The organism is Rummeliibacillus stabekisii (assembly GCF_007988965.1).
Lineage (GTDB): Bacteria > Bacillota > Bacilli > Bacillales_A > Planococcaceae > Rummeliibacillus > Rummeliibacillus stabekisii.
In genome coordinates this window covers 178,031-203,306 of record NZ_BJVD01000003.1, presented here as the reverse complement: position 1 = coordinate 203,306, position 25,276 = coordinate 178,031, and the positions used below count along the sequence as shown (strand labels likewise).

General features: G+C 39.4%; 21 protein-coding genes. 20 read left to right on the top strand and 1 reads right to left on the bottom strand.

Annotated features, from left to right (window positions below):
* Positions 1-25 precede the first annotated feature (25 nt).
* The 8 genes from dnaE to RST01_RS08580 all read left to right on the top strand — a co-directional run bounded on the left by dnaE (position 26) and on the right by RST01_RS08580 (position 9,554).
* Positions 26-3,112, top strand: coding sequence for a DNA polymerase III subunit alpha (dnaE, locus tag RST01_RS08615; RefSeq protein ID WP_147195987.1), 3,087 nt, complete (start codon positions 26-28; stop codon positions 3,110-3,112).
* A 69-nt stretch (positions 3,113-3,181) separates the two neighbouring features.
* Positions 3,182-3,544, top strand: a complete 363-nt coding sequence (locus RST01_RS08610; protein ID WP_147195985.1) for a VOC family protein — start codon at positions 3,182-3,184, stop codon at positions 3,542-3,544.
* Positions 3,545-3,754: 210 nt separating this feature from the next.
* A complete protein-coding gene (locus RST01_RS08605) occupies positions 3,755-4,402 on the top strand; it encodes a FadR/GntR family transcriptional regulator (protein ID WP_147195983.1) in 648 nt (215 codons plus the stop codon).
* Between the two features lies 1 nt (position 4,403).
* Positions 4,404-5,261: an acetyl-CoA carboxylase, carboxyltransferase subunit beta gene (accD, locus tag RST01_RS08600; RefSeq protein WP_066788844.1), complete on the top strand. Its 858-nt coding sequence runs from the start codon at positions 4,404-4,406 to the stop codon at positions 5,259-5,261.
* Entirely contained in the window at positions 5,261-6,217 is a 957-nt protein-coding gene (gene accA, locus RST01_RS08595) for an acetyl-CoA carboxylase carboxyl transferase subunit alpha (protein ID WP_147195981.1), read from the top strand. Before accD ends, accA begins: the two co-directional genes overlap by 1 nt.
* Positions 6,218-6,355: 138 nt before the next feature.
* Positions 6,356-7,315 (top strand): 6-phosphofructokinase, encoded by a 960-nt coding sequence (gene pfkA / locus RST01_RS08590; protein ID WP_066788838.1) that lies wholly within the window; start codon positions 6,356-6,358, stop codon positions 7,313-7,315.
* Positions 7,316-7,333: 18 nt separating this feature from the next.
* Positions 7,334-9,094, top strand: coding sequence for a pyruvate kinase (gene pyk, locus RST01_RS08585; RefSeq protein ID WP_147195979.1), 1,761 nt, complete (start codon positions 7,334-7,336; stop codon positions 9,092-9,094).
* A 70-nt stretch (positions 9,095-9,164) separates the two neighbouring features.
* Positions 9,165-9,554: an FxsA family protein gene (locus tag RST01_RS08580; protein ID WP_147195977.1), complete on the top strand. Its 390-nt coding sequence runs from the start codon at positions 9,165-9,167 to the stop codon at positions 9,552-9,554.
* Here the strand turns inward: RST01_RS08580 and RST01_RS08575 are convergent.
* Positions 9,535-10,593 (bottom strand): AI-2E family transporter, encoded by a 1,059-nt coding sequence (locus tag RST01_RS08575; protein WP_184117449.1) that lies wholly within the window; start codon positions 10,591-10,593, stop codon positions 9,535-9,537. The genes RST01_RS08580 and RST01_RS08575 overlap by 20 nt on opposite strands.
* A 154-nt stretch (positions 10,594-10,747) precedes the next feature.
* Between RST01_RS08575 and citZ the strand changes: the two genes are divergently transcribed.
* From citZ to RST01_RS08515, 12 genes are all read left to right on the top strand, one after another.
* Positions 10,748-11,863: a citrate synthase gene (citZ, locus tag RST01_RS08570; RefSeq protein WP_147195974.1), complete on the top strand. Its 1,116-nt coding sequence runs from the start codon at positions 10,748-10,750 to the stop codon at positions 11,861-11,863.
* A gap of 183 nt (positions 11,864-12,046) precedes the next feature.
* On the top strand, positions 12,047-13,312 hold the full coding sequence (gene icd, locus RST01_RS08565; protein ID WP_244946681.1) for an NADP-dependent isocitrate dehydrogenase: 1,266 nt from the start codon (positions 12,047-12,049) through the stop codon (positions 13,310-13,312).
* Positions 13,313-13,387: 75 nt separating this feature from the next.
* Positions 13,388-14,326 (top strand): malate dehydrogenase, encoded by a 939-nt coding sequence (mdh, locus tag RST01_RS08560; RefSeq protein ID WP_147195971.1) that lies wholly within the window; start codon positions 13,388-13,390, stop codon positions 14,324-14,326.
* 119 nt (positions 14,327-14,445) lie between these two features.
* Positions 14,446-14,892, top strand: a complete 447-nt coding sequence (locus tag RST01_RS08555) for a MaoC/PaaZ C-terminal domain-containing protein (RefSeq protein ID WP_147195970.1) — start codon at positions 14,446-14,448, stop codon at positions 14,890-14,892.
* A 28-nt stretch (positions 14,893-14,920) separates the two neighbouring features.
* A complete protein-coding gene (locus RST01_RS08550) occupies positions 14,921-15,631 on the top strand; it encodes a response regulator transcription factor (protein ID WP_066788816.1) in 711 nt (236 codons plus the stop codon).
* Positions 15,631-17,166, top strand: coding sequence for a two-component system histidine kinase PnpS (pnpS, locus tag RST01_RS08545; protein WP_147195968.1), 1,536 nt, complete (start codon positions 15,631-15,633; stop codon positions 17,164-17,166). The genes RST01_RS08550 and pnpS overlap by 1 nt, the downstream gene beginning before the upstream one ends.
* A gap of 314 nt (positions 17,167-17,480) precedes the next feature.
* Entirely contained in the window at positions 17,481-20,105 is a 2,625-nt protein-coding gene (polA, locus tag RST01_RS08540; RefSeq protein WP_147195967.1) for a DNA polymerase I, read from the top strand.
* Positions 20,106-20,117: 12 nt separating this feature from the next.
* Positions 20,118-20,990, top strand: a complete 873-nt coding sequence (gene mutM, locus RST01_RS08535; RefSeq protein ID WP_147195966.1) for a bifunctional DNA-formamidopyrimidine glycosylase/DNA-(apurinic or apyrimidinic site) lyase — start codon at positions 20,118-20,120, stop codon at positions 20,988-20,990.
* 15 nt (positions 20,991-21,005) lie between these two features.
* Positions 21,006-21,599 (top strand): dephospho-CoA kinase, encoded by a 594-nt coding sequence (coaE, locus tag RST01_RS08530; RefSeq protein WP_147196136.1) that lies wholly within the window; start codon positions 21,006-21,008, stop codon positions 21,597-21,599.
* A gap of 148 nt (positions 21,600-21,747) precedes the next feature.
* Positions 21,748-22,770: a glyceraldehyde-3-phosphate dehydrogenase gene (locus tag RST01_RS08525; protein WP_066788803.1), complete on the top strand. Its 1,023-nt coding sequence runs from the start codon at positions 21,748-21,750 to the stop codon at positions 22,768-22,770.
* 201 nt (positions 22,771-22,971) lie between these two features.
* Positions 22,972-23,451, top strand: a complete 480-nt coding sequence (gene nrdR, locus RST01_RS08520; RefSeq protein WP_066788799.1) for a transcriptional regulator NrdR — start codon at positions 22,972-22,974, stop codon at positions 23,449-23,451.
* Between the two features lie 21 nt (positions 23,452-23,472).
* Positions 23,473-25,275, top strand: coding sequence for a DnaD domain protein (locus RST01_RS08515; protein ID WP_147195964.1), 1,803 nt, complete (start codon positions 23,473-23,475; stop codon positions 25,273-25,275).
* Position 25,276 lies beyond the last annotated feature (1 nt).

The window sequence follows — 25,276 nt, the reverse complement described above, 5'->3', positions numbered from 1 at the left end:
ATTAAAAAGAAAGGTAGAGATGATAATGCAGCCTGTCTATTCACAAATCGTTACAGCGGCTGATATGCTCAAAAGTACCATACGCATTGATGAACTCCTTTCATTTTTAAAAAGGGAAGGGGCCAAGGCAGCAGCGATTACTGATTCTAAATTATATGGTCTATTGCCTTTTTGGCGAGCATTCAAGCAAAGTTCAATACACCCTGTCATTGGCTTAACGGTACAAGTTGAGTTCTCCGCTGGTATATGCAGGCCGCTTGTACTGTATGCCCAAAATTACGAAGGATATCATCACCTATTGAAAATCAGTTCGTCGACATCATTGCGAGAAAACGAAGCATTGCCGCTGCGATGGCTGCATGGGTATCGGACAGGTTGCATTGCTTTGCTTCCTATTAATGATGAGAATTGGCAACAGGAAAAGGTATTTGAGGATATCGAGCAAATTGCGGAAATCTTTGATGCAGAGCACTTTGCTATTGGCATAGACCGACCAGGTGGAATTAAATCGCCTAGGGAAGACCAAATAGTTCACTATTGTACAGAACGTGCTATTACGATTTGCGCCACTCATTTGAGCACTTTTCTACAAGAAGATCATGCTGATGCATTTCAAGTGGCCAGGGCGATCGCATTAGGAACCAAAATGGCAGATCAGCAAAAACTGACATTACGAGAAAGACAGCAATATATACCTACTTCAGTTAATTGGAAAGAGTGGTTCCATGACAAAGAAGAGTGGTTAAAGGCAGCAGAAACTTTGCTTCTTTCTTGTCAGGTAGAACTAGATTACAAGAAAAGCCATATGCCCAAATTTCCTACACCCGATGGAGTAGATGCAACCGATCTTTTGAAGGATAAATGTCTAACTGGATTACGCCAAAGAGTTCCGAATGCAAACGAAAATTATCATAGCCGCCTACAATATGAATTAAGTATTATCACCAAAATGGGATTTGCAGATTACTTTTTGATAGTAGCCGATTATATTGAATACGCAAGGAGCAAAAATATATTGACAGGACCCGGCCGGGGATCTTCAGCCAGTTCATTAGTGGCGTATACAATGCGTATTACAGATGTCGATCCATTGCAATATGGCTTGCTTTTTGAACGATTTCTAAACCCGGAACGTATTACACTTCCTGATATAGATGTCGACTTCGCCGATTATCGTAGAGAAGAAGTCATTCAGTATGTAGCAGAGAAGTATGGGGCAAACTATACATCGCAAATTATTACATTTGGAACATTATCTGCTAAGGCAGTCGCAAGGGATGTAGCGAGAGTATTCGGCTTTAATACTGAAGAACTATCTTATATATCCTCACTCTTGCCAAATAGGCCTGGGCTGTCATTGCAAGAAGCTTGGCAGCAATCAGATGTCCTCAGAAACCATGTCAATTCTAGCGATCTGCATAAGAAATGGTTTCAAATAGCTCTTCAATTGGAAGGTTTACCGCGAAATGCATCAACACATGCGGCGGGCGTTGTGTTATCGCCAGAGCCGCTTGTCAACATTGTCCCAATAGAAAAAGGCAATGAAGGGCTCTATTTAACTCAATGGCCGATGGGAGATGTAGAATCTGTCGGATTATTAAAGATGGATTTTTTAGGACTTCGCAATTTAACAATCTTAGAGAGAATACGCTCTATGATTTTATATAATGAAGAACGCTTTTTACAGTTTGAGAAAATTCCATTACATGATTCGAAAACCTTTGAATTACTGAAAAATGGCGATACCAATGGCATTTTTCAATTAGAATCAGAAGGCATGAAGCAAGCCCTTAAAGAGATTAAGCCAACTTCCTTCAATGATATCGTTGCCGTGAATGCTTTATACCGACCAGGCCCTATGGAATTTATTCCTGTCTATAGTAAAAGGAAGCATGGGCTAGAAAAAGTCGAAATGCTGCACCCTGTGCTAGAGCCTATCTTAGGTGAAACGTATGGTGTCATCGTCTATCAAGAGCAAATATTGCAAATTGCCTCCCGTATGGCCGGATTCTCGATGGGAGAAGCTGATCTCTTACGCCGAGCTGTAAGTAAAAAAAAGAAGGAATTGCTCGATTCAGAACAAGAACACTTTGTCACAAGTAGTATTGAACAAGGGTTTGACAGAAAAGTAGCAGAGGAAGTTTATCAGCTCATTGTCAAATTTGCTAATTATGGATTTCCAAAGAGCCATGCAGTGGCGTATAGTATGATTTCATATCAAATGGCTTATTTGAAAGCTCATTTTCCGGCCTATTTTTATGCAGCCATGCTCACATCTGCTATGGGTAATCAAGAAAGATTCAATAAAATTCTGCAAGAGGCGAAGCAAAAAGGCATCGCTATTCTATCGCCATCCATCAATCGTAGTGGACGTTCATTTTACGTACAGAATGGATCCATTCGCTATGCTCTCTCAGCTATTAAAGGCGTGCCACATCCATTTTTAAACAAGCTAATAGAGCTGAGAAGGAATGGTCATGGAAATTGGCAGGATATTTTTGATTTAGCTTTAGACTTAACAGCTGTCCATTTTAATCGTAAAACCATAGAGCCACTTATTAAAGCTGGAGCGCTAGATGAATTCGGCAAGGATCGTGCTGTACTGTTGGCTACGATTGATGCGGCTGTCAAGCATGCGGAATTGTATCGACCAGATCAAGAAACAACATTATTAGATGATGACTCCTTCTTCTTTGGAAAGCCAAAGCACGCTAATGCAAGCCCAATCCCAGAAAAATTAAAGCTCCAGTACGAGAAAGAAGTGCTCGGTACATATATATCGATGCACCCGATTCAAAAGGTGAAGCAGGCTCAACATTTGGTAACACCAGCTTTTGATAACCTAAAAGGACTAAGAAGAAGACATTTTGTGAAAGTGGTTGGTTTAGTAACAGAGATAAAGCAAATTCGGACGAAAAAAGGCGAATTGATGGCTTTTGTACAACTAGAAGACGAAACGGGTATCCTTTCGCTTACCGTATTCCCTAAAGAATATCTTCACGCAATCGAATGGCTAAAGGAAGAACAGATTATAATGGCAGAGGGCAACTTGGAGCAAAGAAAAGGGCAAGTTCAGGTAATCTATAAAAAAGGGGCTGTCCTTTCATCGTAAAAAAAGGATATTGAGTTGATTAAAAAGAATACCCCCTAGAGAAGGAAAAAATTTGCTGGAGGGATTTTTATGATACTCGGATTGCATCACGCTCAAATTACGATACCTAAAGGAACTGAAGATCAAGGGAGAGAATTTTATTGTGGCATTCTCGGATTGTCAGAAAGGGAAAAGCCTGAATCACTAAAGGGAAGAGGTGGTTTTTGGTTGGAAGTCGGAGATCGAGAAGTTCATGTTGGAACAGAAGAAGGCTTTGACCGATTAACAACAAAAGCACATTTGGCCTATCAAGTGAAGAATCTATCAAACTGGAAAGAAAAATTAGAGAAGAATGGAATTCAGATTATTGAGGGCGTGCCAATCCCTGGTTTCAACCGTTTTGAGTTTAGAGATCCATTCGGAAATAGAGTTGAAATGATTGAGGCGCTATAGTATGTCTGCCTATCTTTTTAACTCTTTTACAAACTTTGCTGTAAAACCAAAAATCACTATGAAATCATAAAGAATTTGTCTAAACTGTGTGACTATCGCACAGTTTTTTTCTATAGCACTTTACTAAAATATATATTTTTTGCTATCATTATAAACAAAAGTGGTCTGACCACATTTTTCGACAATTTATTTATAGTAGGGAGATATAGCATGAGCGCTGAAAAGCCTGCTACAAAAATGTTTATCCAAATTGTGCGGGAATTGCGGGGGATTATTCAAGATGAAGAAATTCCACCCGGGGGCAAAATCCCATCAGAACGAGTGCTGGCTGAACGATTAAATGTTGGGCGTTCATCCATAAGAGAAGCGCTCCGTAGTCTAGAATTGCTGGGTTTAATTGAGACGCGCAGAGGTGGAGGTACCTTTGTAGCTGATTTTAATAACCATCAATTAGTCGAAGTATTGGCTATGTTTATTCTGCAAGAAGAAAAAGATATTAGAAACGTGCAAGCGGCACGGATGATTATTGAGCGTGATGCCATTCGAATAGTGGCTGAGGATGAGGCGCTCAGAAGTCTGCCGGTTTGGGAAAGTCTGTTAACGAATGTGATTATGAATGGAAAGATAGAGCGTGAAGACGTCATGAGAGAAATTATGATTGCATCACAGAATAGGCTTGTCTTAAAAATTTGGATTCTCTTAAAACAATACAGTAATGAACCCTATAAAAATCAATCAACGGCCGAAGAACAGCCGATAATTAAAATGTTTTTGAGTGAACTGATGCTAGGCCATACACAAAAAGCGATTGTGGCTTTTGAAGAATGGGCAGCGCTACTACATAAAGGGAGAGAATGACATGAGTATTCGCGATATATTTAAGAAAAATAAACCTAATCGAAAAACGATGACAAGCAAGGGACAGCATGATGTACCTGAAGGAATTGTGACAAAATGTCCTGAATGCAATCATGTTATGCTGACAAAAGATTTGCAAAAAAATCAAAAAGTATGTCCGAATTGCCAATATCATCACAAATTAACTTCCCAAGAACGTATAGAGGATTTCTTGGACGAAGGCACTTTCGAATCATTTGATGATCATTTGCAAACAGTCAATCCGTTAAATTTCCCCGGGTATGTTGAAAAAGTGAAATCTGATATGAAAAAGACAGGCTTAAATGAAGCTGTTTTAACGGGCACAGGCATGTTAGAAGGAAATAAAGTGGTTGTCGCTGTGATGGACTCTTTCTTCCGCATGGGTTCTATGGGATCTGTAGTCGGTGAAAAAATCACAAGAGCGATTGAAAAAGCGACAGAGCTTGGTGTACCATTTATTATCTTCACTGCTAGCGGCGGTGCGAGAATGCAAGAAGGTGTAATATCGCTCATGCAAATGGCTAAAACTAGCGTTGCATTAGAACGTCACGGAGCAAAAGGAAATTTGTTTATTTCCATCATGACTCACCCTACAACAGGGGGAGTATCTGCTAGCTTTGCATCCCTTGGTGATATTAACTTGGCGGAACCACAAGCGCTAATTGGTTTTGCAGGGCGCCGAGTAATCGAACAAACTGTAAGGGAAAAATTGCCGAATGATTTCCAAACAGCGGAATTCTTACTGGCACATGGTCAACTAGATGCTGTTGTCCCTCGCTCTGATATGCGTAAAACGGTTGGCACTTTAGTGAAATTGCACGTGAAGGAGGCAGTCTAATGGTAAAAACATTACCTTTTGAAGAACCACTTGTTCAATTGAAAACAAAAATTACTGAGTTGAAGGAATATACTTCTGACGCAGAAGTAGATTTAACAAAAGAAATTACACAATTAGAAGAACGATTCACCAATCTTGAAAAAGATATATATCATAATTTAAAACCGTGGGATCGTGTGCAAATCGCGCGTCATCCTGAACGTCCGACAACACTTGATTATGTGAAGGTTTTATTTGACGATTTTATCGAACTTCACGGTGACCGTAATTTCGGTGATGACGAAGCAATCGTAGGGGGAGTCGCCTCATTTGAAGAAACACCAATCACGATTATTGGCCATCAACGCGGGAAAGATACAAAAGAAAACATTCGTCGCAATTTTGGTATGCCTCATCCAGAAGGTTACCGAAAAGCGTTGCGCTTAATGAAGCAAGCTGAGAAATTTAAACGACCTATCATTTGCTTCATTGATACAAAAGGAGCTTATCCCGGAAAAGCAGCAGAAGAACGCGGGCAAAGTGAAGCGATTGCTCGGAATTTATTAGAAATGGCAGGATTGAAGGTGCCGATTATTAGTGTTGTTATCGGTGAAGGAGGAAGCGGCGGTGCACTTGCTTTAGGTGTTGCAAACCATGTGCATATGCTGGAAAACTCCACTTACTCTGTTATTTCGCCTGAAGGTGCCGCTTCTATACTGTGGAAAGATGCAACGCTAGCTCAAAAAGCGGCAGAAGCGATGCGTATTACGGCTCCAAATTTAAAAGAAGAAGAAATAATTGAAGAAATTGTTCCAGAAGTTTTAGGAGGCGCACATAAGGATATAGATACACAAGCATCTTATTTGAAAGAAGTTCTTTCTAAATCATTGAGTGAGTTGAAAACACTAGATGAAGAACAATTAATCGACCAACGCTACAACAAATTTAGGAAAATTGGTGTTTTTTCCGAAGAATAGTACAAAAAGACGTCTGACAAGTGCAATTAATGGTATATTATAAAGTAAAAGGCTGTTTTAAACGAAGAAAAGTCGTTTGAATCAGCCTATTTCTTTCATTCTATAGGATCAATCCTATCAGCAGGAGGATTTATACAAATGAAAAAAATTGGTGTGTTAACAAGCGGTGGAGATGCGCCTGGTATGAATGCAGCTGTTCGGGCAGTTGTCAGAAAAGCAATTTTTCACGGCATGGAAGTCGCGGGCATTTATCACGGCTATCAAGGATTAATCAATGGTAATATTGAAAATCTAGACGTAGGTGATGTAGGTGATATCATCCAGCGGGGTGGCACGATGCTACATTCCGCCAGATGTCTAGAATTTAAAACAGAAGAAGGGCAAAGAAAAGCAATCAGCCAGCTTAAAGAGCATGGCATCGAGGGCTTAGTCGTTATCGGCGGAGATGGTTCTTATCGAGGAGCCTTAGCTTTGAGCAAATTAGGTTTCCCTAGCGTAGGTGTACCAGGAACGATTGATAATGATATTCCTGGCACTGATTACACCATCGGTTTTGATACAGCTTTAAATACCATTATTGAAAGCATAGACAAAATCAGGGATACAGCAACTTCCCATGAGCGCTCGTTCATTATAGAAGTAATGGGACGCGATGCAGGTGACTTAGCATTATGGGCTGGCCTTGCTGGCGGTGCTGAAACTATCCTTATTCCAGAAGTTCCATCAGATATTGATGGACTTGTCAGACGCTTAGAGCAAGGATATGAACGTGGCAAAAAACATAGTATTATTATCGTCGCAGAAGGTGTCATGTCTGCAGGCGAGTTAGCTACACTATTAAAAGAAAAAGCGGATATAGAAACAAGAGTATCAGTATTAGGGCATATTCAACGCGGCGGGTCGCCGACGGGTCGTGATCGTGTATTAGCCAGTCAGCTAGGTGCAAAGGCAGTGGAAGTTTTAATGGAAGACCGAGGCGGAGTGGCAATTGGCATTCGTAACCATCAGGTGGTAGACTATGAATTGAGTGAAGCGTTTAATAAAGCACATAAAGCGGAATTATCTATGTATACCCTTTCGCAAGAACTATCGATCTAAAATTGGAGTGGTACTATAATGAGAAAAACTAAAATTGTTTGTACGATTGGACCAGCTAGTGAATCTAAAGAAACACTGATTGCCTTAATTGAAGCTGGAATGAATGTGGCTCGATTAAACTTTTCACACGGAAGTCATGAAGAACATGGAGCGCGAATTAAAACGATTCGTGAAGCAGCTCAAGCAACGGGAAAAGTAGTAGCAATCTTGCTTGATACTAAAGGACCTGAAATACGTACACATAATATGGAGAATGGCGCTATTGAGCTTACTGCAGGCCAAACGATTGATATCTCTATGTCTGAAGTGCTTGGCAATGAAAAAATGTTCTCAATTACGTACGAAAAATTAATTGAAGATGTGAGAGAAGGTTCTGTCATTCTACTTGATGATGGATTAATTGAACTTCAAGTGACAGGCATAGATAATGAGGCAGGCATTATCCATATGCTTGTCGTGAACGCAGGAGTACTTAAAAATAAAAAAGGCGTGAATGTTCCAGGCGTTTCTGTTCAATTGCCAGGAATTACTGAAAAAGATGCAGAAGATATCTTATTTGGTATTCAGCAAAATGTAGACTTTATCGCAGCTTCTTTTGTACGTCGACCATCAGATGTAATGGAAATTCGTCATTTGCTAGAGGAAAACGAAGGCAGCCATATCCATATCATCCCTAAAATCGAAAACCAAGAAGGCGTTGATAACATTGATGAGATTATCCAAGTCTCTGACGGTTTAATGGTGGCACGCGGTGACTTAGGTGTAGAAATACCAGCAGAAGAAGTACCTGTTGTCCAAAAAAGTTTGATTTCTAAATGTAATTGTGCTGGCAAACCGGTTATCACAGCTACTCAAATGTTGGATTCTATGCAACGCAACCCACGTCCAACACGTGCAGAAGCAAGTGACGTAGCCAACGCTATACTTGATGGTACAGATGCTATCATGCTTTCAGGAGAAACAGCAGCAGGCCTATATCCTGTAGAAGCTGTTAAAACGATGGACAAAATTGCCCACCGAATTGAGGAAACATTAGACCACCAACGTTTCGTTAATGAGCGCAGCAAAGAAAAAGGAACAAATCTGACAGAGTCGATTAGCCAAGCAGTAGCAGATACTTCATTGAACTTGCAAGTTGCGGCCATCTTAGCACCGACTGTAAGTGGAAACACAGCTAAAATGATTGCGAAATACCGTCCAGGTGTTCCAATTATCGCTATGACGTCTTCACAAGAAGTTTGCCGCAACCTGGCTTTAGTATGGGGCGTCGTACCAGTAGTAGGACCAAAAGTTACATCAACAGATGAAGTATTGGAACAAGCAGTCCATTCTAGTCTAGAAAAAGGTTACGTAAAACATGGGGACCTAGTTGTCATTACAGCAGGTGTACCAGTAGGTGAAGCTGGTACAACCAACTTAATGAAACTGCATGTAATTGGAGATATGATTACAAAAGGGCAGGGCATCGGCAAGACTACAGCAATCGGTAAAGCAGTAGTAGCACGCAATGCTGAGGAAGCATTAGCACAAGATCCGACAGATCGCATTATAGTAACAATTGGTTCTGATCGGGATATGATGCCTGCCTTAAGTAAATGTGCTGGTTTGATTACAGAAGAAGGCGGTTTAACAAGCCATGCCGCAGTAGTTGGCCTGAACTTAGGCATACCAGTTATCGTAGGAGTTAAAGACGCCACAAAAATTATTTCAGAAGGGCAAGAAGTATCAATGGATGCCGTTTCTGGGGTAATCTATTACGGTTCTTCGCGTATACTGTAGTTTGACAGTTGCTAATTAGCCATGACTATATTCAGTAATGGTGCTTCTCCAACAAAAAGAGGTGAAGGACATGAAAAAGTTTCTCCTACTATTAATCGCAATTCCGTTCATTGAACTGATTTTTGTGATGCTTTGTGGAAAGATGATTGGGGTTTTACCCACACTATTGTTGATCCTTTTCACAGGGATATTAGGTGTATATATGGCGAAAACAAAAGGATTAAAAGCCTTTGAACAGCTACAGAAGTCGATCAAAAACGGACAAGCTCCTGGTGATGCCATTATTGATGGAGTATTAACGTTGATAGGTGCTATTTTATTAGTCTTGCCTGGCTTTGTTTCGGATATTTTAGGTTTATTGCTTATGCTTCCATTCGTAAGGAAAATGGCGAAACCCGGAATTTATTACTGGCTACGTAAAAAAATGAAGAGTAAGCAAACTATCTTGATGCAAAGATAGGATGTTGCTTGAATTTAACGGCTATTAAAAGAACAAATGGACTGATGATAATGCCTGCTACTCCAAAAAGTAGTAAGCAAATGGCACTGATGATAAATGCATGGACTGAACGGATTTGCATGGTAGAAGCCCACATCATGGATTCTGCAAATTGCCTGATTAGTTGGATAGCCACATAAATTACGAGAAGTTGGATACCTAGAGCAACTTTTCCTATAATGATAAATACGGCGCCTAAAGGAATTAGAAATAAACCTATTCCTAAAAAAGGTAGAAAGTCACAAACAGAAACTAAGAAAGCTTTACCGACAGGTTGTTCGAAACCCAATGCATAAAATGATATCGACAGTAATGCAAATGTTAATATAGCAAGCCGAATTTCGACACCAATGAAATAGCTGAATAATAAAGCAGCTTCTTCAAATATCCTTTGAATAGATTCTCTAAAACGAGCAGGAATATAGACAAAAAACCATTGTCTATTCCTGCTTGTTTCATATAGAGCAAAGTAGAAAGCAATGATAAATATCGTTACTTCCACTAGATTTTGCATAATATCTTGGATGGATTGAAAAATCTTCGATAACATAACATCGATTAGAGAAAGTAATTGATCTTGAATTTGAGCGATAATTCCTGAAGGAATATGAATCAATGCAGACATTTCGGATAAGCGGCTTTTAAGCACAGGCAACGTATCGATTAGAACAGTTGCTATAAATAAAAAGACAGCAGCAATGCTCGCAATAATGAAGATTTCAGCCAGTAATGCTGCTAAAAAAGAGGGGACTTTCAAACGTTTATGTAAAAAATGAAGAATAGGCGATAGAAAGTATGCGAACACAATGGCGAGCGTAATTGGCAATATGGCCCAAGAAAATAGAGCTAAAAGCAGTACAAAGCCCCAAAATTTGAGCTTTGATTGCAATTTTTTATCAGAAATTTTTATAATTATTCCTCCAACTTCCACTAATTCCTTTAAGTTACATTTAATCGAAAATTCTATTAATTGCTTAATAAATGCATAGATAATCTCCAAAAATCCAATTTTTTAATGAATGAGTGTTTTTCATTCACAAATACGACAAAGTTTATTATAATATCATTGTAAGCGATTTACTTATAGGTTCATATGGATCACGTTCAATGTTGATATTATCAACATAATTTGGTACAAAAAGGAGCGAGATAAAATGGCAACAACTAAAGGTTTAGAAGGCGTTGTAGCAGCTGAAACAAAAATTAGCTCAATCATTGATGATACTCTTACATATGTAGGCTATAACATTGATGATTTAGCTGAAAACGCATCTTTTGAAGAGGTAGTGTACTTACTATGGCACACACGCTTGCCTAAAGCGGACGAACTAGCAGAAATGAAACAACAGCTAGCTGAGCAAATGGAAGTGCCACAAGCAGTGCTAGACCACTTCAAAACTTACGACATCAAAGCAGTACATCCTATGGCTGCCTTGCGTACAGTAGTTTCTTTACTAGCTTTATATGATGAAGATGCTGAAGTTATGTCAGACGAAGCGAACTATCGCAAAGCAATCAAATTGCAAGCTCGCATGGCAACAGTTGTAACAGCATTTGCTCGTATTCGTGCAGGCAAAGAACCGATTGCACCGAAAAAAGATTTATCTTATGCGGCGAACTTCTTGTACATGCTTTCTGGTAATATTCCAGAACCAATCGAAGAAGAAGCATTCAATAAAGCTTTAGTGCTTCATGCAGACCATGAACTAAATGCTTCTACATTCACTGCTCGTGTATGTGTAGCTACATTATCTGATATGTATTCAGGTGTTACTGCAGCGATTGGCGCTCTTAAGGGCCCTCTTCATGGTGGTGCCAATGAACAAGTGATGAAAATGTTATCAGAAATTGGTTCTATTGATAATGTTGAATCTTATATCCAAAATAAATTAGACAACAAAGAAAAAATCATGGGCTTCGGACACCGCGTATACCGCCAAGGCGATCCTCGCGCGAAGCACTTACGTGATATGTCTGAAAAATTAACAAAACTTAACGGCAATCCTGAACTTTACGAAATGTCAGTGAAAATTCACGATATGATCGTAGAGCAAAAACACCTTCCAGCAAATGTTGATTTCTTCTCTGCATCTGTTTATGACGCGTTAGGTATTGAACACGATCTATTTACACCAGTATTTGCGGTTTCACGCGTATCTGGTTGGGTAGCTCATATTCTTGAACAATATGCGAACAACCGTCTAATCCGTCCACGTGCAGAATACGTTGGACCAGGCATGCAAACTTATGTGCCAGTAGAAGAAAGATAGTTTGCAAGATTTGGTAAGTAAACGGCAAACATTGGAATATTCCTAATGTTTGAGCGTTGAACCCAGCATTACAGGCAGCGGCTGCCAAGAAGGTGTCGTGCATGTAAATGTAGGGTAAAATAAATAGGGCGACGCTTCTATAGCGCTTGCCCTATGTGTATGAATATAGGAGGCAAGGAACAAATGGCTAATGACAAAATCGTAGTAGAAAATGGTGTACTAAACGTACCAAACAATCCTGTAATTCCATTTATCGAAGGTGACGGTATCGGTCCTGATATCTGGGCAGCTGCTTCACGCGTTATCGATGCTGCAGTAGAAAAAGCGTACAATGGTGAAAAGAAAATTGAATGGCTTGAAGTTTTAGCTGGCCAAAAAGCATTCGACAAAACAGGTGAATGGCTGCCACAAGAAACTTTAGACAAAATCAATGAATATTTAATCGCTATTAAAGGTCCTCTTACAACACCAATCGGTGGAGGTATCCGCTCTCTAAACGTGGCGCTTCGCCAACAACTTGACCTTTATGTTTGCTTGCGTCCTGTACGTCATTTTGAAGGTGTTCCTTCTCCAGTTAAACGTCCAGAAGATGTTGACATGGTAATCTTCCGTGAAAACACTGAAGATATCTATGCTGGTATTGAATACAAAGAAGGTTCAGATGAAGTGAAAAAAGTCATCAACTTCCTTAAAACAGAAATGGGCGTAAACAAAATCCGCTTCCCAGAAACTTCTGGTATCGGTATTAAACCTGTTTCAAAAGAAGGTACAGAACGCTTAGTACGTGCTGCAATCAACTATGCAATCAAAGAAGGCCGCAAATCGGTTACTTTAGTTCATAAAGGTAACATCATGAAATTCACTGAAGGTGCTTTCAAAACATGGGGCTATGCAGTAGCTGAAAATGAATTTGCAGACAAGACTTTCACTTGGAACCAATATGATGCTATTAAAGAAGAAAAAGGCCAAGAAGCTGCTGATAAAGCTCAAGAAGAAGCATTATCTGCTGGTAAAATCCTAATTAAAGATTCTATCGCTGATATCTTCTTACAACAAATCTTGACTCGTCCAAAAGAATTTGATGTTGTTGCAACAATGAACTTAAACGGCGACTATATTTCTGATGCATTGGCTGCACAAGTTGGTGGTATCGGTATTGCTCCAGGAGCAAATATCAACTATGTATCTGGACACGCTATTTTCGAAGCTACACATGGTACAGCTCCTAAATATGCTGGTTTAGATAAAGTAAACCCATCATCAGTACTACTTTCAGGCGTATTAATGCTTGAACACTTAGGCTGGAAAGAAGCTGCTGATTTAATCACTGCTTCTGTGGAAAATACAATTGCTTCTAAAGTTGTAACTTATGACTTTGCGCGTCTAATGGACGGTGCGAAAGAAGTAAAAACATCTGAATTCGCAGATGAACTAATCAAAAATATGTAATTTAACAAAAAGGAAAAGGGAACAGTTTTGCTCCCTTTTCCTTTTTTTACACTATACGAAAAGGAGCAGGTAAGAATGGCAACTAATCGAAAAAAAATTTCCGTTATTGGAGCAGGTTTTACTGGTGCAACAGCTGCATTTTTATTAGCGCAAAAAGAATTGGGTGATGTTGTTTTAGTTGATATTCCTCAAGCAGAAAATTCTACGAAGGGTAAGGCTTTAGATATGGCAGAAGCTGCACCTGTACTAGGATTTGACGCGAAAGTCATCGGCACAGCAAACTACGAAGATACCAAAGATTCGGATATCGTCATTATTACCGCAGGTGTTGCTAGAAAGCCCGGTATGAGCCGAGATGATTTGGTGCAAATCAATCAATCTGTCATGAAATCTGTTACTGCAGAGATTGTAAAGCATGCGCCTAATTCTACTATTATCGTGTTGACCAATCCAGTCGATGCGATGACATACACCGTATATGAAGAGTCAGGCTTCCCGAAAAATCGCGTTATTGGCCAATCAGGAGTTCTAGACACTGCACGCTTCCGCACGTTTGTCGCTGAGGAATTAAATCTTTCTATTAAAGATATTACTGGCTTCGTGCTTGGTGGTCATGGCGATTCAATGGTGCCACTTACCCGCTATTCGTATGCTGGGGGAATACCGCTTGAAACATTAATTCCAAAGGAACGCCTAGATGAAATTGTGGCTCGCACACGGACAGGCGGAGGAGAAATCGTCAACTTGCTTGGTACTGGCTCTGCATACTATGCGCCGGCTGCTGCTCTTGTAGAAATGGCTGAGGCCATCTTACGTGACCAACATCGGATTTTACCTTCCATTGCCTACTTGGAAGGTGAATACGGCTACAATGGGATATATCTTGGAGTACCAACAATTCTCGGAGGCGACGGCATCGAGAAGATTATTGAGTTGGACTTAACCACAGATGAAAAAGCCTCTTTGGACAATTCGGCTGAAGCTGTAAAAAATGTGATGAATGTACTTTCCTAGCATCTAAAGCAGGGGGATAGGCAATAGTTGCCTATCCCTTTTAATTTTGGATAATAACTCGATTTTTCAGTCAATTGCTGATACTATGGAAATATAGAAAGCTCTAAAGGGGGGTTCTTGTGTTACTCGATAAAAAAAGAAAACTCGGAAAAAGTTTAGAAGAACTAGCCGTAGGCGATTCAATCTTGCTGACTGAGAAAATTGAAGATAAAGATCTCTTGTTGTATTTAGGTCTTACCAATGACAATAACCCATTATACATTCAACATGACTATGCTGCGGAAACATCTTTTGAAAAACCCGTAGTGCCTGCAATCATGCTTGCAGGTGTTGTTAGTTCTGCCGTTTCTAAGCATCTGCCAGGACCAGGCGCTTATATAAGAGAGCAACACTTCCAATACCCAAAACCCTTGTATCATTACGATACGATAAGTATTGAGTTAATATTGAAAGAAATCAAACGTGAGCAATCTGAAGTTATTATTTCAGTCGAAGGAAAAGACAGTAAAGAAGAGATTGTATTAAAAGGAACTATTGTCGCAGTTCCGCCTACACATCCATTATAAAGTTTTCTACTACTGCGGAGGCAAAAACATGAACCCAAAGGTTTTAATTATTGAAGATGAAATTTCGATATCAACATTATTAGAATACAATTTAAAACAAGCAGAATATGATGTAATCACAGCTTTAGATGGCCAAGAAGGCTTAAAGCGTGCTATAGAAGAACAACCAGATTTGATTTTGCTAGATCTGATGTTACCAAAATTAGACGGTATGGAAGTTTGTAAAGAACTTCGTGTACAGAAGATCAACACACCCATTATTATGCTGACAGCAAAAGACGATGAATTTGACAAAGTGCTAGGGCTCGAATTAGGCGCAGACGATTATATGACAAAGCCTTTTAGTCCCCGTGAGGTCATTGCCCGCGTTAAGGCAGTTTTAAGACGATCAAAAGTAGGCGAACGGCAAGCGAAAGAAGAAACAAGTGAGCTAGTTTATCATATGGGACATCTTAAGGTGCTTCCAACACGCTTTGAAGCCTATTTAGACGGAAAACCACTTGAATTTACACCAAAGGAATTTGAACTATTAATCTATCTATTACAAAATAAGAATAGAGTGCTTACCCGCGATCAATTATTAAGCTCTGTTTGGCATTATGATTTTGCTGGCGATACGCGGATTGTAGATGTCCATATCAGCCATTTGCGTGAACAGATTGAAGAAAATAGCCGAAAACCTAAGTACATAAAAACAATTCGTGGTTTAGGCTATAAATTTGAGGAGCCTAAAGTTTAATGCACTCATTGCGATTCCGTTTACTGTCTATATTTGGTACATTATTTCTTGTTACATTGGCTGGTCTGGGCTTTACACTAGGGCAGCTTTTTCCGCTTTTAGTAAAAGATTCGATGGCCACCAATACATTGGAGTCTAAAGAAAATGTGTCACAAGCCATTGAAAAGCTGCCTTATCCTATTACTCAAACAGAAAAAAATCAGGTTATAGATTCAATTGCCCACAATACAAAAGCGCAAGACTTAACAGATATCCGCTTACAGCTTTGGTTGTTAATAGGCATTATTTTTGTAGTGGCATTTATTTTGTTGTTATTTGTGACCGACCGTTTAATTAAAAATCTAGCAAGGCCTATTGATCATGCAAGAAAGACAGCCCTTCAATTAGCTGAGGGTAATTACCGTGCAAGAACATACGAAATAACAGGCTCACCTACGCTCCGATTAAGCAAGGCGATGAATGTCCTAGCAAGAAGTTTGCAGGAAATCATGACCACAAGAGAGATTGAACAAGAACGGTTAAAAACCTTAATTGAAAATATGGGAAGCGCACTAGTGATGATTGGTAGAAAAGGTGAAATTACCATCACCAACCGTATTTTTACGGAATTATTCCATCAGGAGTACGCAGAAATACAGCAACAGCAATTCCGCCATTTGGGTTTGCCGGAAGAGTTGGTCGATTTTGTAGACCATGTATTCATGACAGAAGTGCCATATAGAAAGCAGCTGCATTTAAAAATACAGCAAGAATTCCGCGATATAGAAGTATATGGAGCGCCGGTAGTTGGTGAACATGGCCTTTGGCTTGGCGTTGTAATCGTTATTCACGATATTACGGAAGTGGTCATGCTTGAACAGATACGCAAAGATTTTGTAGTGAATGTTTCGCATGAACTAAGGACCCCTGTTACGTCGATTAAAGGTTTTTCAGAAACACTCTTGGATGGTGCTTACAATGATCAAAGTACTTTACTGTATTTCTTAGATATTATCAACAAGGAGAGCAATCGGCTGCAAATTCTTGTCAATGATCTTCTAGACTTATCGAAGATTGAGCGACTAGGATTTACGGTCAATATGGAAAAAACAAGCTTGCGTGATATTATTGTTCAAACAGTTGATATGATTCACTCAAAGTTAGAAGCGAAAGAGATGGAGTTTGAAGCAGAAATAGACCAAGATGTCATCATTAATGGAGACCCCCATCGGTTGGTCCAAATACTCTTGAACCTTATGGACAATGCCATCAATTATTCAGAAGAAAATTCAAAAATTACATTAAGGCTTTATAAAAAAGGACATGAGGGAATTATTGAAATTGAAGATGAAGGGGTAGGTATCCAAGAAGAGGAGATTCCTCGGGTATTCGAACGTTTTTATCGTGTGGACCGTGACCGTAGCCGTAAATCAGGTGGTACCGGTTTAGGCCTAGCAATCGTCAAGCATTTAGTAGAAGCACACCATGGCAAAATACAAGTTGACAGTGTTGAGGGAAAAGGAACAACCATGCGACTGTTTTTCAATCTAGCGTAAAACGAGGAATTAGTTTCCTCGTTTTTTTATTTGGTTAAAATGCATTTTGCTCTTTTTAAATGAAATATAAGGGTAAAGATTACTACCTATAAATGCGTGTGTGCCGCTTACTCTCGATTAGATTAAGTAATTTCCACTGAGTTATAAATAGGGTCTGCGTCTTTTTTTCTTTCCAGAAGCATGCATGGTAAAATATGAAGAAGAGCAAAGTGTATCTATCAAAGTGGGCTATCGACAGAATGAAGAAAAGCCTCAATATATAATTTGTTGAATGATAACTATAAGAAGAAAAACATATCTAGGAGAGTGCCAAAATGACAAAGGAAAAATTGCTGTTATTGGATGGAAATAGTCTGGCATACCGAGCATTTTTTGCGCTGCCGTTGTTAACGAACGACCAAGGTATCCATACCAATGCGGTGTATGGCTTTACCACCATGCTACAAAAGATTTTAGAAGAAGAAAAGCCAACAAAGATGCTAGTAGCATTTGATGCAGGGAAAACCACATTCCGCCACAGCACCTATTCAGAGTATAAAGGCGGGAGACAAAAAACGCCGCCGGAACTATCGGAGCAATTCCCTTATTTAAGGAAATTACTAGATGCGTATCGTATTAAACAATATGAATTAGATCTCTATGAAGCAGATGATATCATCGGGACACTAAGTAAAGAAGCAGATGAGCAAAAACTCGAAGTGATTATTGTATCAGGTGACAAGGATTTAACGCAGCTCGCATCTGATAACACAACCGTGTATATTACACGCAAAGGAATTACAGATATCGAACATTACACACCAAGCCATATTGAAGAAAAGTATGGGCTAACACCTCATCAAATTATTGATATGAAAGGCTTAATGGGCGATTCATCCGATAATATTCCAGGAGTGCCAGGTGTCGGGGAAAAAACAGCCATCAAATTGCTTAAACAATACCCGACCATTGAAGAACTCTATCAGCATATCGATGAAGTTAGTGGTGCCAAGCTGAAGGAAAAACTGGCAGCAAATGAAGAACAAGCAAAAATGAGTAAGGAGCTTGCAACCATCAATCGCCAAGCACCGATAGATATTAAGATTGAAGAGTTAAATTATGAAGGACCTGATGTCGATACGCTGTTCTCTTTATGGCAAGATCTATCCTTTAAGTCTCTGATTCAAAAGAGCGAATTTGAAACCGAGGAAAAGGAAATTGAAGCCATCGAACTGGATATCGTCGAAACAATAACAAAAGATCAATTGGCAAGTCCAATGGCGATTCATTTGGAACTTGAAAATGAGAGCTATCATACATGCAAACGTTTTGGTCTGGCCTTATCAAACGGAAACAAGACGTATTATATCCCATTTGAACAATTGCAAAATTCACTCGAGTTAATTGATTGGCTTCAGGATGAAAATCAGAAAAAATATGTTTTTGATTCCAAAGCGATACAATCAGCTCTTTATCGAAGCGATATCCATTTAAAAGGAGTAGAATTCGATTTAATACTGGCGGCTTATATCGTGAATCCAGCAATGTCTACAGATGATTTGGCAGCTGTAGCAAAAGAATTTGGTTATCGCGATGTCCAAACCAATGACATTATTTATGGTAAAGGTGCGAAGAAAGCGATCCCGAGCCAAGAAGTCATTGCAGAACATGCCAGCAGAAAAGCGAATGCTGTTTTCCACTTGCAGACAAAGCTTGAAGAACAATTAAAAGAGAATGAACAATTTGATTTATACCGAAATTTGGAATTGCCGCTCGCTTCGATTCTTAGTGAAATGGAAAGTGAAGGAATTACAGTAGATCGGGAACGACTTGTTGAGATGGGCCGAGAGCTTGCTGAAAAATTAAAGAGTATTGAAGAAGAAATATACCAAGCAGCTGGCGAAAAATTCAATATCAATTCACCTAAACAGTTGGGTGTTATTCTATTTGAAAAATTAGGCCTGCCGATAATTAAAAAGACCAAAACCGGCTATTCTACAGCTGCTGATGTGCTCGAAAAATTGGCACCGGAGCATGAGATTATCCAGCATATTTTAGAATACCGTCAACTAGGAAAGCTGCAATCCACTTATATTGAGGGCTTGTTAAAAGTGATTCTAGAAGATGGGAAAATCCATACACGCTATCAGCAAGCATTAACCTCTACTGGACGATTAAGCTCTATTGATCCTAATCTGCAAAATATCCCAGTGCGTTTGGAAGAGGGACGAAAAATCCGCCAAGCATTTGTGCCTTCTCATCCCGAATGGAAGCTATTTGCTGCCGATTATTCGCAAATTGAATTGAGAGTTCTCGCACATATGGCGAATGATGAAAATCTGAAAAGCGCTTTTGTGCATGATCAAGACATTCATACAAAAACGGCTATGACGGTATTCCATGTTGAGGCAGATGAAGTGACTTCCGATATGAGACGTGCCGCAAAAGCAGTAAACTTTGGGATTGTTTATGGTATTAGTGATTATGGGTTATCTCAAAACTTAAATATTACGCGAAAAGAAGCTGCAGACTTTATCGAACGCTATCTATCCAGTTTCCCAGGCGTTAAAAAATATATGGCAGAAAGTATTCAAGAAGCTAAAGAAAAAGGATTTGCAGCAACCATCTTAAATCGTCGCCGCTATCTACCTGATCTGCATAGTTCTAATTTTAATCTACGAAGCTTTGCAGAACGGACAGCAATGAATACACCAATCCAAGGCAGTGCGGCAGATATTATCAAAAAAGCGATGATAGATATGGCAAAAGCTTTAAAAGAGCATAACCTAAAAGCAAAAATGTTGTTACAGGTGCACGATGAATTGATTTTTGAAGCACCGAATGAAGAAATCGCCATACTAGAAAAATTAGTACCTGAAGTGATGGCGAATGCCATTAAACTCCAGGTGCCACTAAAAGCAGAATTCGCTTCAGGCGATACGTGGTATGAAACAAAGTAAGGAAGTGATAACATGCCTGAATTACCAGAAGTAGAAGGTGTTGTACGTTCGCTTCAACCTGTCGTGGCGGGAAAAACTATCCGTCACGTCGAGGTTTCAAATACGATCTGTACATCGATCAACAAAGGGAAGGCGTGTATTATAAAAGGAATGGACCCTGAGACCTTTTCTAATAGGTTGAAAGGGTCAAAGATAATAGATGTTGAACGAAGATCCAAATATATATATTTCTATTTGGAGAATGGGGCAGATGAAGCGATTCTCGTGAACCATTTAGGCATGACAGGCGCATGGTTTCATGTCCATTCGCTCAACGAAATTAAAGAAGAAAAGTTTCGTAAGCATATCCATGTCATATTGGCTTTTGAAGAAGATGAATTTCTTGTTTATGCGGATATTAGGCGGTTTGGAGAGTTAAGGCTCCTTGATTCGATTGCGGATCATCCACCTTTGCTTGAGATTGCTCCTGAACCATTTTCACCGGGGGCACTGGAATATTTCCTAATGAAATCTGTCTTGCCTAAATATGCGAATAAACCTGTGAAGGAAGTAATCATGGACAGTCATGTCGTTGCTGGATGTGGCAATATTTATGCAACAGAAGCGCTTTTTCGCATGAAAATTCATCCGAACAGGAAAATTGCGCGCATTAGTGAAAAGCGGAAAAAAGACTTATTCGCACACATTGTCGCTATCTTACAAGAAAGTATAGAAGCAGGTGGTTCTAGTATATCAGACTATCGGAATATAAATGGAGAAGCAGGGAGCATGCAAAATCGTCTTCAAATGTACGGTAGGAAAGCGTGTCCAATATGTCATACTAATACAAAACAAATGGTAATCGCGGGCAGGAATTCGGTCTATTGTCCGCATTGCCAACATTAAAGGTGAGTGAGTAATTTGATTATCGGCTTGACTGGGAGCATTGCCAGCGGAAAAAGTACAGTAGCGAAAATGCTGGAGGAAGTAGGACTGCCGATTGTAGATGCAGATCTTGTAGCGCGCATCGTTGTGGAACCAGGTACCCCCACATTGGAGAAAATAAGCGAAGTGTTTGGCAAAGAAGTATTACTAGAAAACGGTGAGTTAAACCGTGAAAAATTGGGGGAAATCATCTTCCATAATCCCGCTAAACGGGTAGAGTTAAATTCGATTATGCATCCAGCTATACGGCAAGAAATGCTGAGACAACGCGATGAACTAACTGAAGCAGGGGAGCCACATATCGTAATGGATATTCCTTTGTTGTTTGAAAGCCATCTGCAGCATTTTGTTGAAAAAATCCTTGTTGTCTCTGTGACAGAAGAGAACCAATTAACTCGCCTGATGGAGAGAAATCATTTGTCAAAGGAAGAAGCGTTAGCACGAATTGCTACGCAGCTGCCTCTCTCTGAAAAAGAAAAAGGTGCAGATGCAGTCATTTATAACAATCGTGACTTAGAGAATACACGTACACAATTGTTAGCTATTCTAAAAGAGTGGGACATTATTTAATCAAAGTATACAATTGTCTGAAAATATACTGAAAATATAAACTTTAAGCTATAAGCACTATAATAGGTTTTCCTTTCTGTTTAATGTGTTATACTATTTGTGAGATAAGTAATTAAGTATAACGCGCTAAACAGGGAGGATTTTTTTCATGACAGTTTCTATCGCTATTAATGGTTTTGGTCGTATCGGCCGTATGGTTTTCCGCCAAGCGATTTTGCAAGATGATCTTAATATTGTGGCAATTAATGCTAGCTATCCTGCTGAGACATTGGCTCATTTGGTGAAATATGATACAACACACGGTAAATTTGAAGGTGAAATCGAAGCCACTGAGAATGCTTTGATTGTTAACGGCAAACACGTACAACTTGTAAGCGACCGTAATCCAGCAAATTTACCTTGGAAAGAGTTGGGTGTTGATCTTGTCATTGAAGCAACAGGTAAATTCAATGAGCGTAGCAAAGCAGCTTTGCACCTTGAAGCAGGCGCAAAAAAAGTTATTTTAACAGCGCCGGGTAAAAATGAAGACATTACAGTAGTAATGGGTGTAAACGATGATAAACTTGATCTTGCAAAACATGATGTCATTTCTAATGCTAGCTGTACAACAAACTGTCTAGCGCCTGTCGCGAAAGTACTAAACGACACATTCGGAATTGAGAACGGATTAATGACGACTGTCCATTCTTATACGAATGACCAAAAAAATATAGACAATCCACATAAAGATTTGCGTCGTGCAAGAGCATGTGCTGAATCTATTATTCCTACCTCTACAGGTGCCGCGAAAGCGCTAACACTTGTATTGCCGGAATTACAAGGGAAATTGCACGGTATGGCATTACGTGTTCCAACACCAAACGTATCACTTGTTGACCTTGTTGTAGATTTGAAACGTGATGTTACAGCTGAGGAAGTGAATGAAGCATTCCAACAAGCAACTGAAGGTTCGCTAAAAGGAATCCTTGAATTTACAATGGAGCCTCTTGTATCAAGCGACTTCAACAGCAATCCATCTTCTGCAATTATTGACGGTCTGTCTACGATGACAATTGGTGACAATAAAGTTAAGGTGCTTGCTTGGTATGATAATGAATGGGGTTATTCTGCGAGAGTAGTAGACTTAACGAAAAAAGTAGTCGCAGGTTTAAAAGAAACTGTAAATGTATAGAATTTAATTTCAGATAGCCTTCTAATCTACTACTAGGTTAGAAGGTTTTTTATTTAGCTATGACCTATAAGTACTCAAAAAGAGGCACATGCATTCTATTTATCCACTTGTTCCGTTTTTGGTACACTTTTTTCGGCTATTTCGCACATTTTTTGATATAATAGATAAACTAATATGTTGCGTAATCAGGAGAGAAAAATTATGAAATGTCCAGCTTGTCAATATAATGGAACAAAAGTGATCGATAGCCGGCCTGTTGATGATAATAAAGCGATACGCCGCCGAAGAGAATGTGAATCTTGCAGTTATCGCTTTACTACATTTGAAAAAGTAGAAGAAATGCCGCTGATTGTCATCAAAAAAGACGGCTCACGCGAAGAATTTAGCCGTGAGAAAGTATTGCGGGGGCTCATCCGTGCATGTGAAAAACGACCAGTCGCTTTAAATGTGTTGGAGGAACTGGTTTTTAATATTGAACAATGTCTCCGTAGGATCGGCAATGCAGAAGTTCGTTCTGAGGATATTGGCGAGATGGTCATGGAGCGTCTCTCTAAAATAGATGAAGTTTCGTATGTCCGCTTTGCATCTGTTTACCGCCAATTTAAAGATATTAATGTGTTTATTGATGAATTAAGAGAGCTGATTGAAAGACAGTCAAAGGAAACCGAAAGTGGACACTAATCAAGGTGGAGATGTTGGCTAATGAACTTATTTAAAGAACTGCAACCAGTTGATCGCTTAACTATTCGTGTGCCTTTTCCCTTGTCCAGCTATGATCGAAAATTAATTACATTACTATATCAACCGTTGATCGGTGCAGAGCCGATCAGCCTTTATTTTTTATTATGGGCAGAAGGAGAGAATATAGAGGATTACTCCATGTCCCATTATCATTTAATGAATTCATTAGATTTGCCTATTGCGCGTATCTTTGAATCAAGGATTGCACTAGAAGCAATTGGTCTTTTACGCACATGGCGTAAAGACGAGCAAGAAACACGTTCTTTTATATATGATGTCATGCCGCCGCTTGATGCCGCTGCTTTCTTTGATGACCCGCTTCTTTCCATGTTTTTGTTTAGCAAGATTGGCGAAACGGCTTACCGTAATTTGCGCCAGCGTTTTGTGACAAAAGGGTTATCGAACTTTGGATATCAAGAGGTGTCACGTTCATTCACGGATGTGTATCGTCCCGTTTCGCATAATATCCCATCAGATGGTATCCAATTGACAGGATTACAGGAAAAGCCGAAAGAGCTTCCGTTCCACTATGAAGAATTCGATTTTCAATTGCTGCGGACGAGTCTGTCTGAACAGCTTGTCCCTTCTTCTATTCTGACTGCAGAAATTAAAGCTACGATTGCAAAGTTGGCCTTTTTATATCATTTGACTCCATTTGATATGCAAAAAGTGATTCTTCTAGCATTAGATGACGGGATGAATTTAAGTGATCTACGATTGAAGAAAGAAGCAGCTGATTATTATAAACTCACCGTTTCAAAAGAGCCACCGTCCATGCAGCCGATTGCCCAAAAACAAGAAGTATTTGAGCATACGCCAATTATAGAAGAAGACTTAAATCCGATGGAAATGGAATTAATCCGATGGTTTGAATCTTCTTCACCCATCGATGTCCTAAAAGATGTAGCGGGCGGTAGAGAACCGTTCCCAAATGATATTCAATTAGTGGAAGACTTGGTAATGCAATATGAGATGTCAACGCCTGTTGTTAATGTACTCATACATTATGTTTTTCTGCGTAACCACGGAAAGTTGAACCGCAAATACATTGAGACCATTGCCTCTCATTGGCGACATACAGGTGTAAAAACAGCGCGGGAAGCAATGAAATTAGCGAGGGAATTTGAAGAACAAAAAAGCAATGACCCAAAACAACAGCTTCCTAGCGAAAAGAAAGATTATACAAAAGAATATAAAGTTCTCAAAGCAAGCGCAGGTGCATTTTATCATTTAGCTCATTTTGTAGACAAGGATTTTCAAAATCCTGCTGCTTTAAAAAAAGAGGCTATTACAATACTGGAGCAAGCCTCACCGAAGGAATTGCTAAGCATGCTTGTAAAAGGGAAAACGCCGTTTGAAAAGGATGTTAAGGTGGTTGAAGATTTTACTGCGAAATATGACGACATTAATAAATCAGTTATGAATACATTAATTCATTATGCTTACTATGTAAGCAACGCTAATCTAAACAGTTCTTTTATTCAGTCTATCGCAACAAATTGGCGAAAGAATAATGTTCAAAGTGCTGAAGGGGCGTTCAAATTTGCGGAGGATTATCAGCTCCAAAAGAATCGGAAGCAATATACCCCGAAAAATCAAACATACAACCAAAAGCAAAATGTACCTGACTGGTACTATGAAAATAAAATGAAACAACAGCAGAAAAAAGAGGAAAACAAAGAAACAACTCATACCGATTATGATAAGAAACGGCAAGAAGTAATGAAAAAATTAGGATTGAAAGAAGGAGAGGTGGATTCATAAC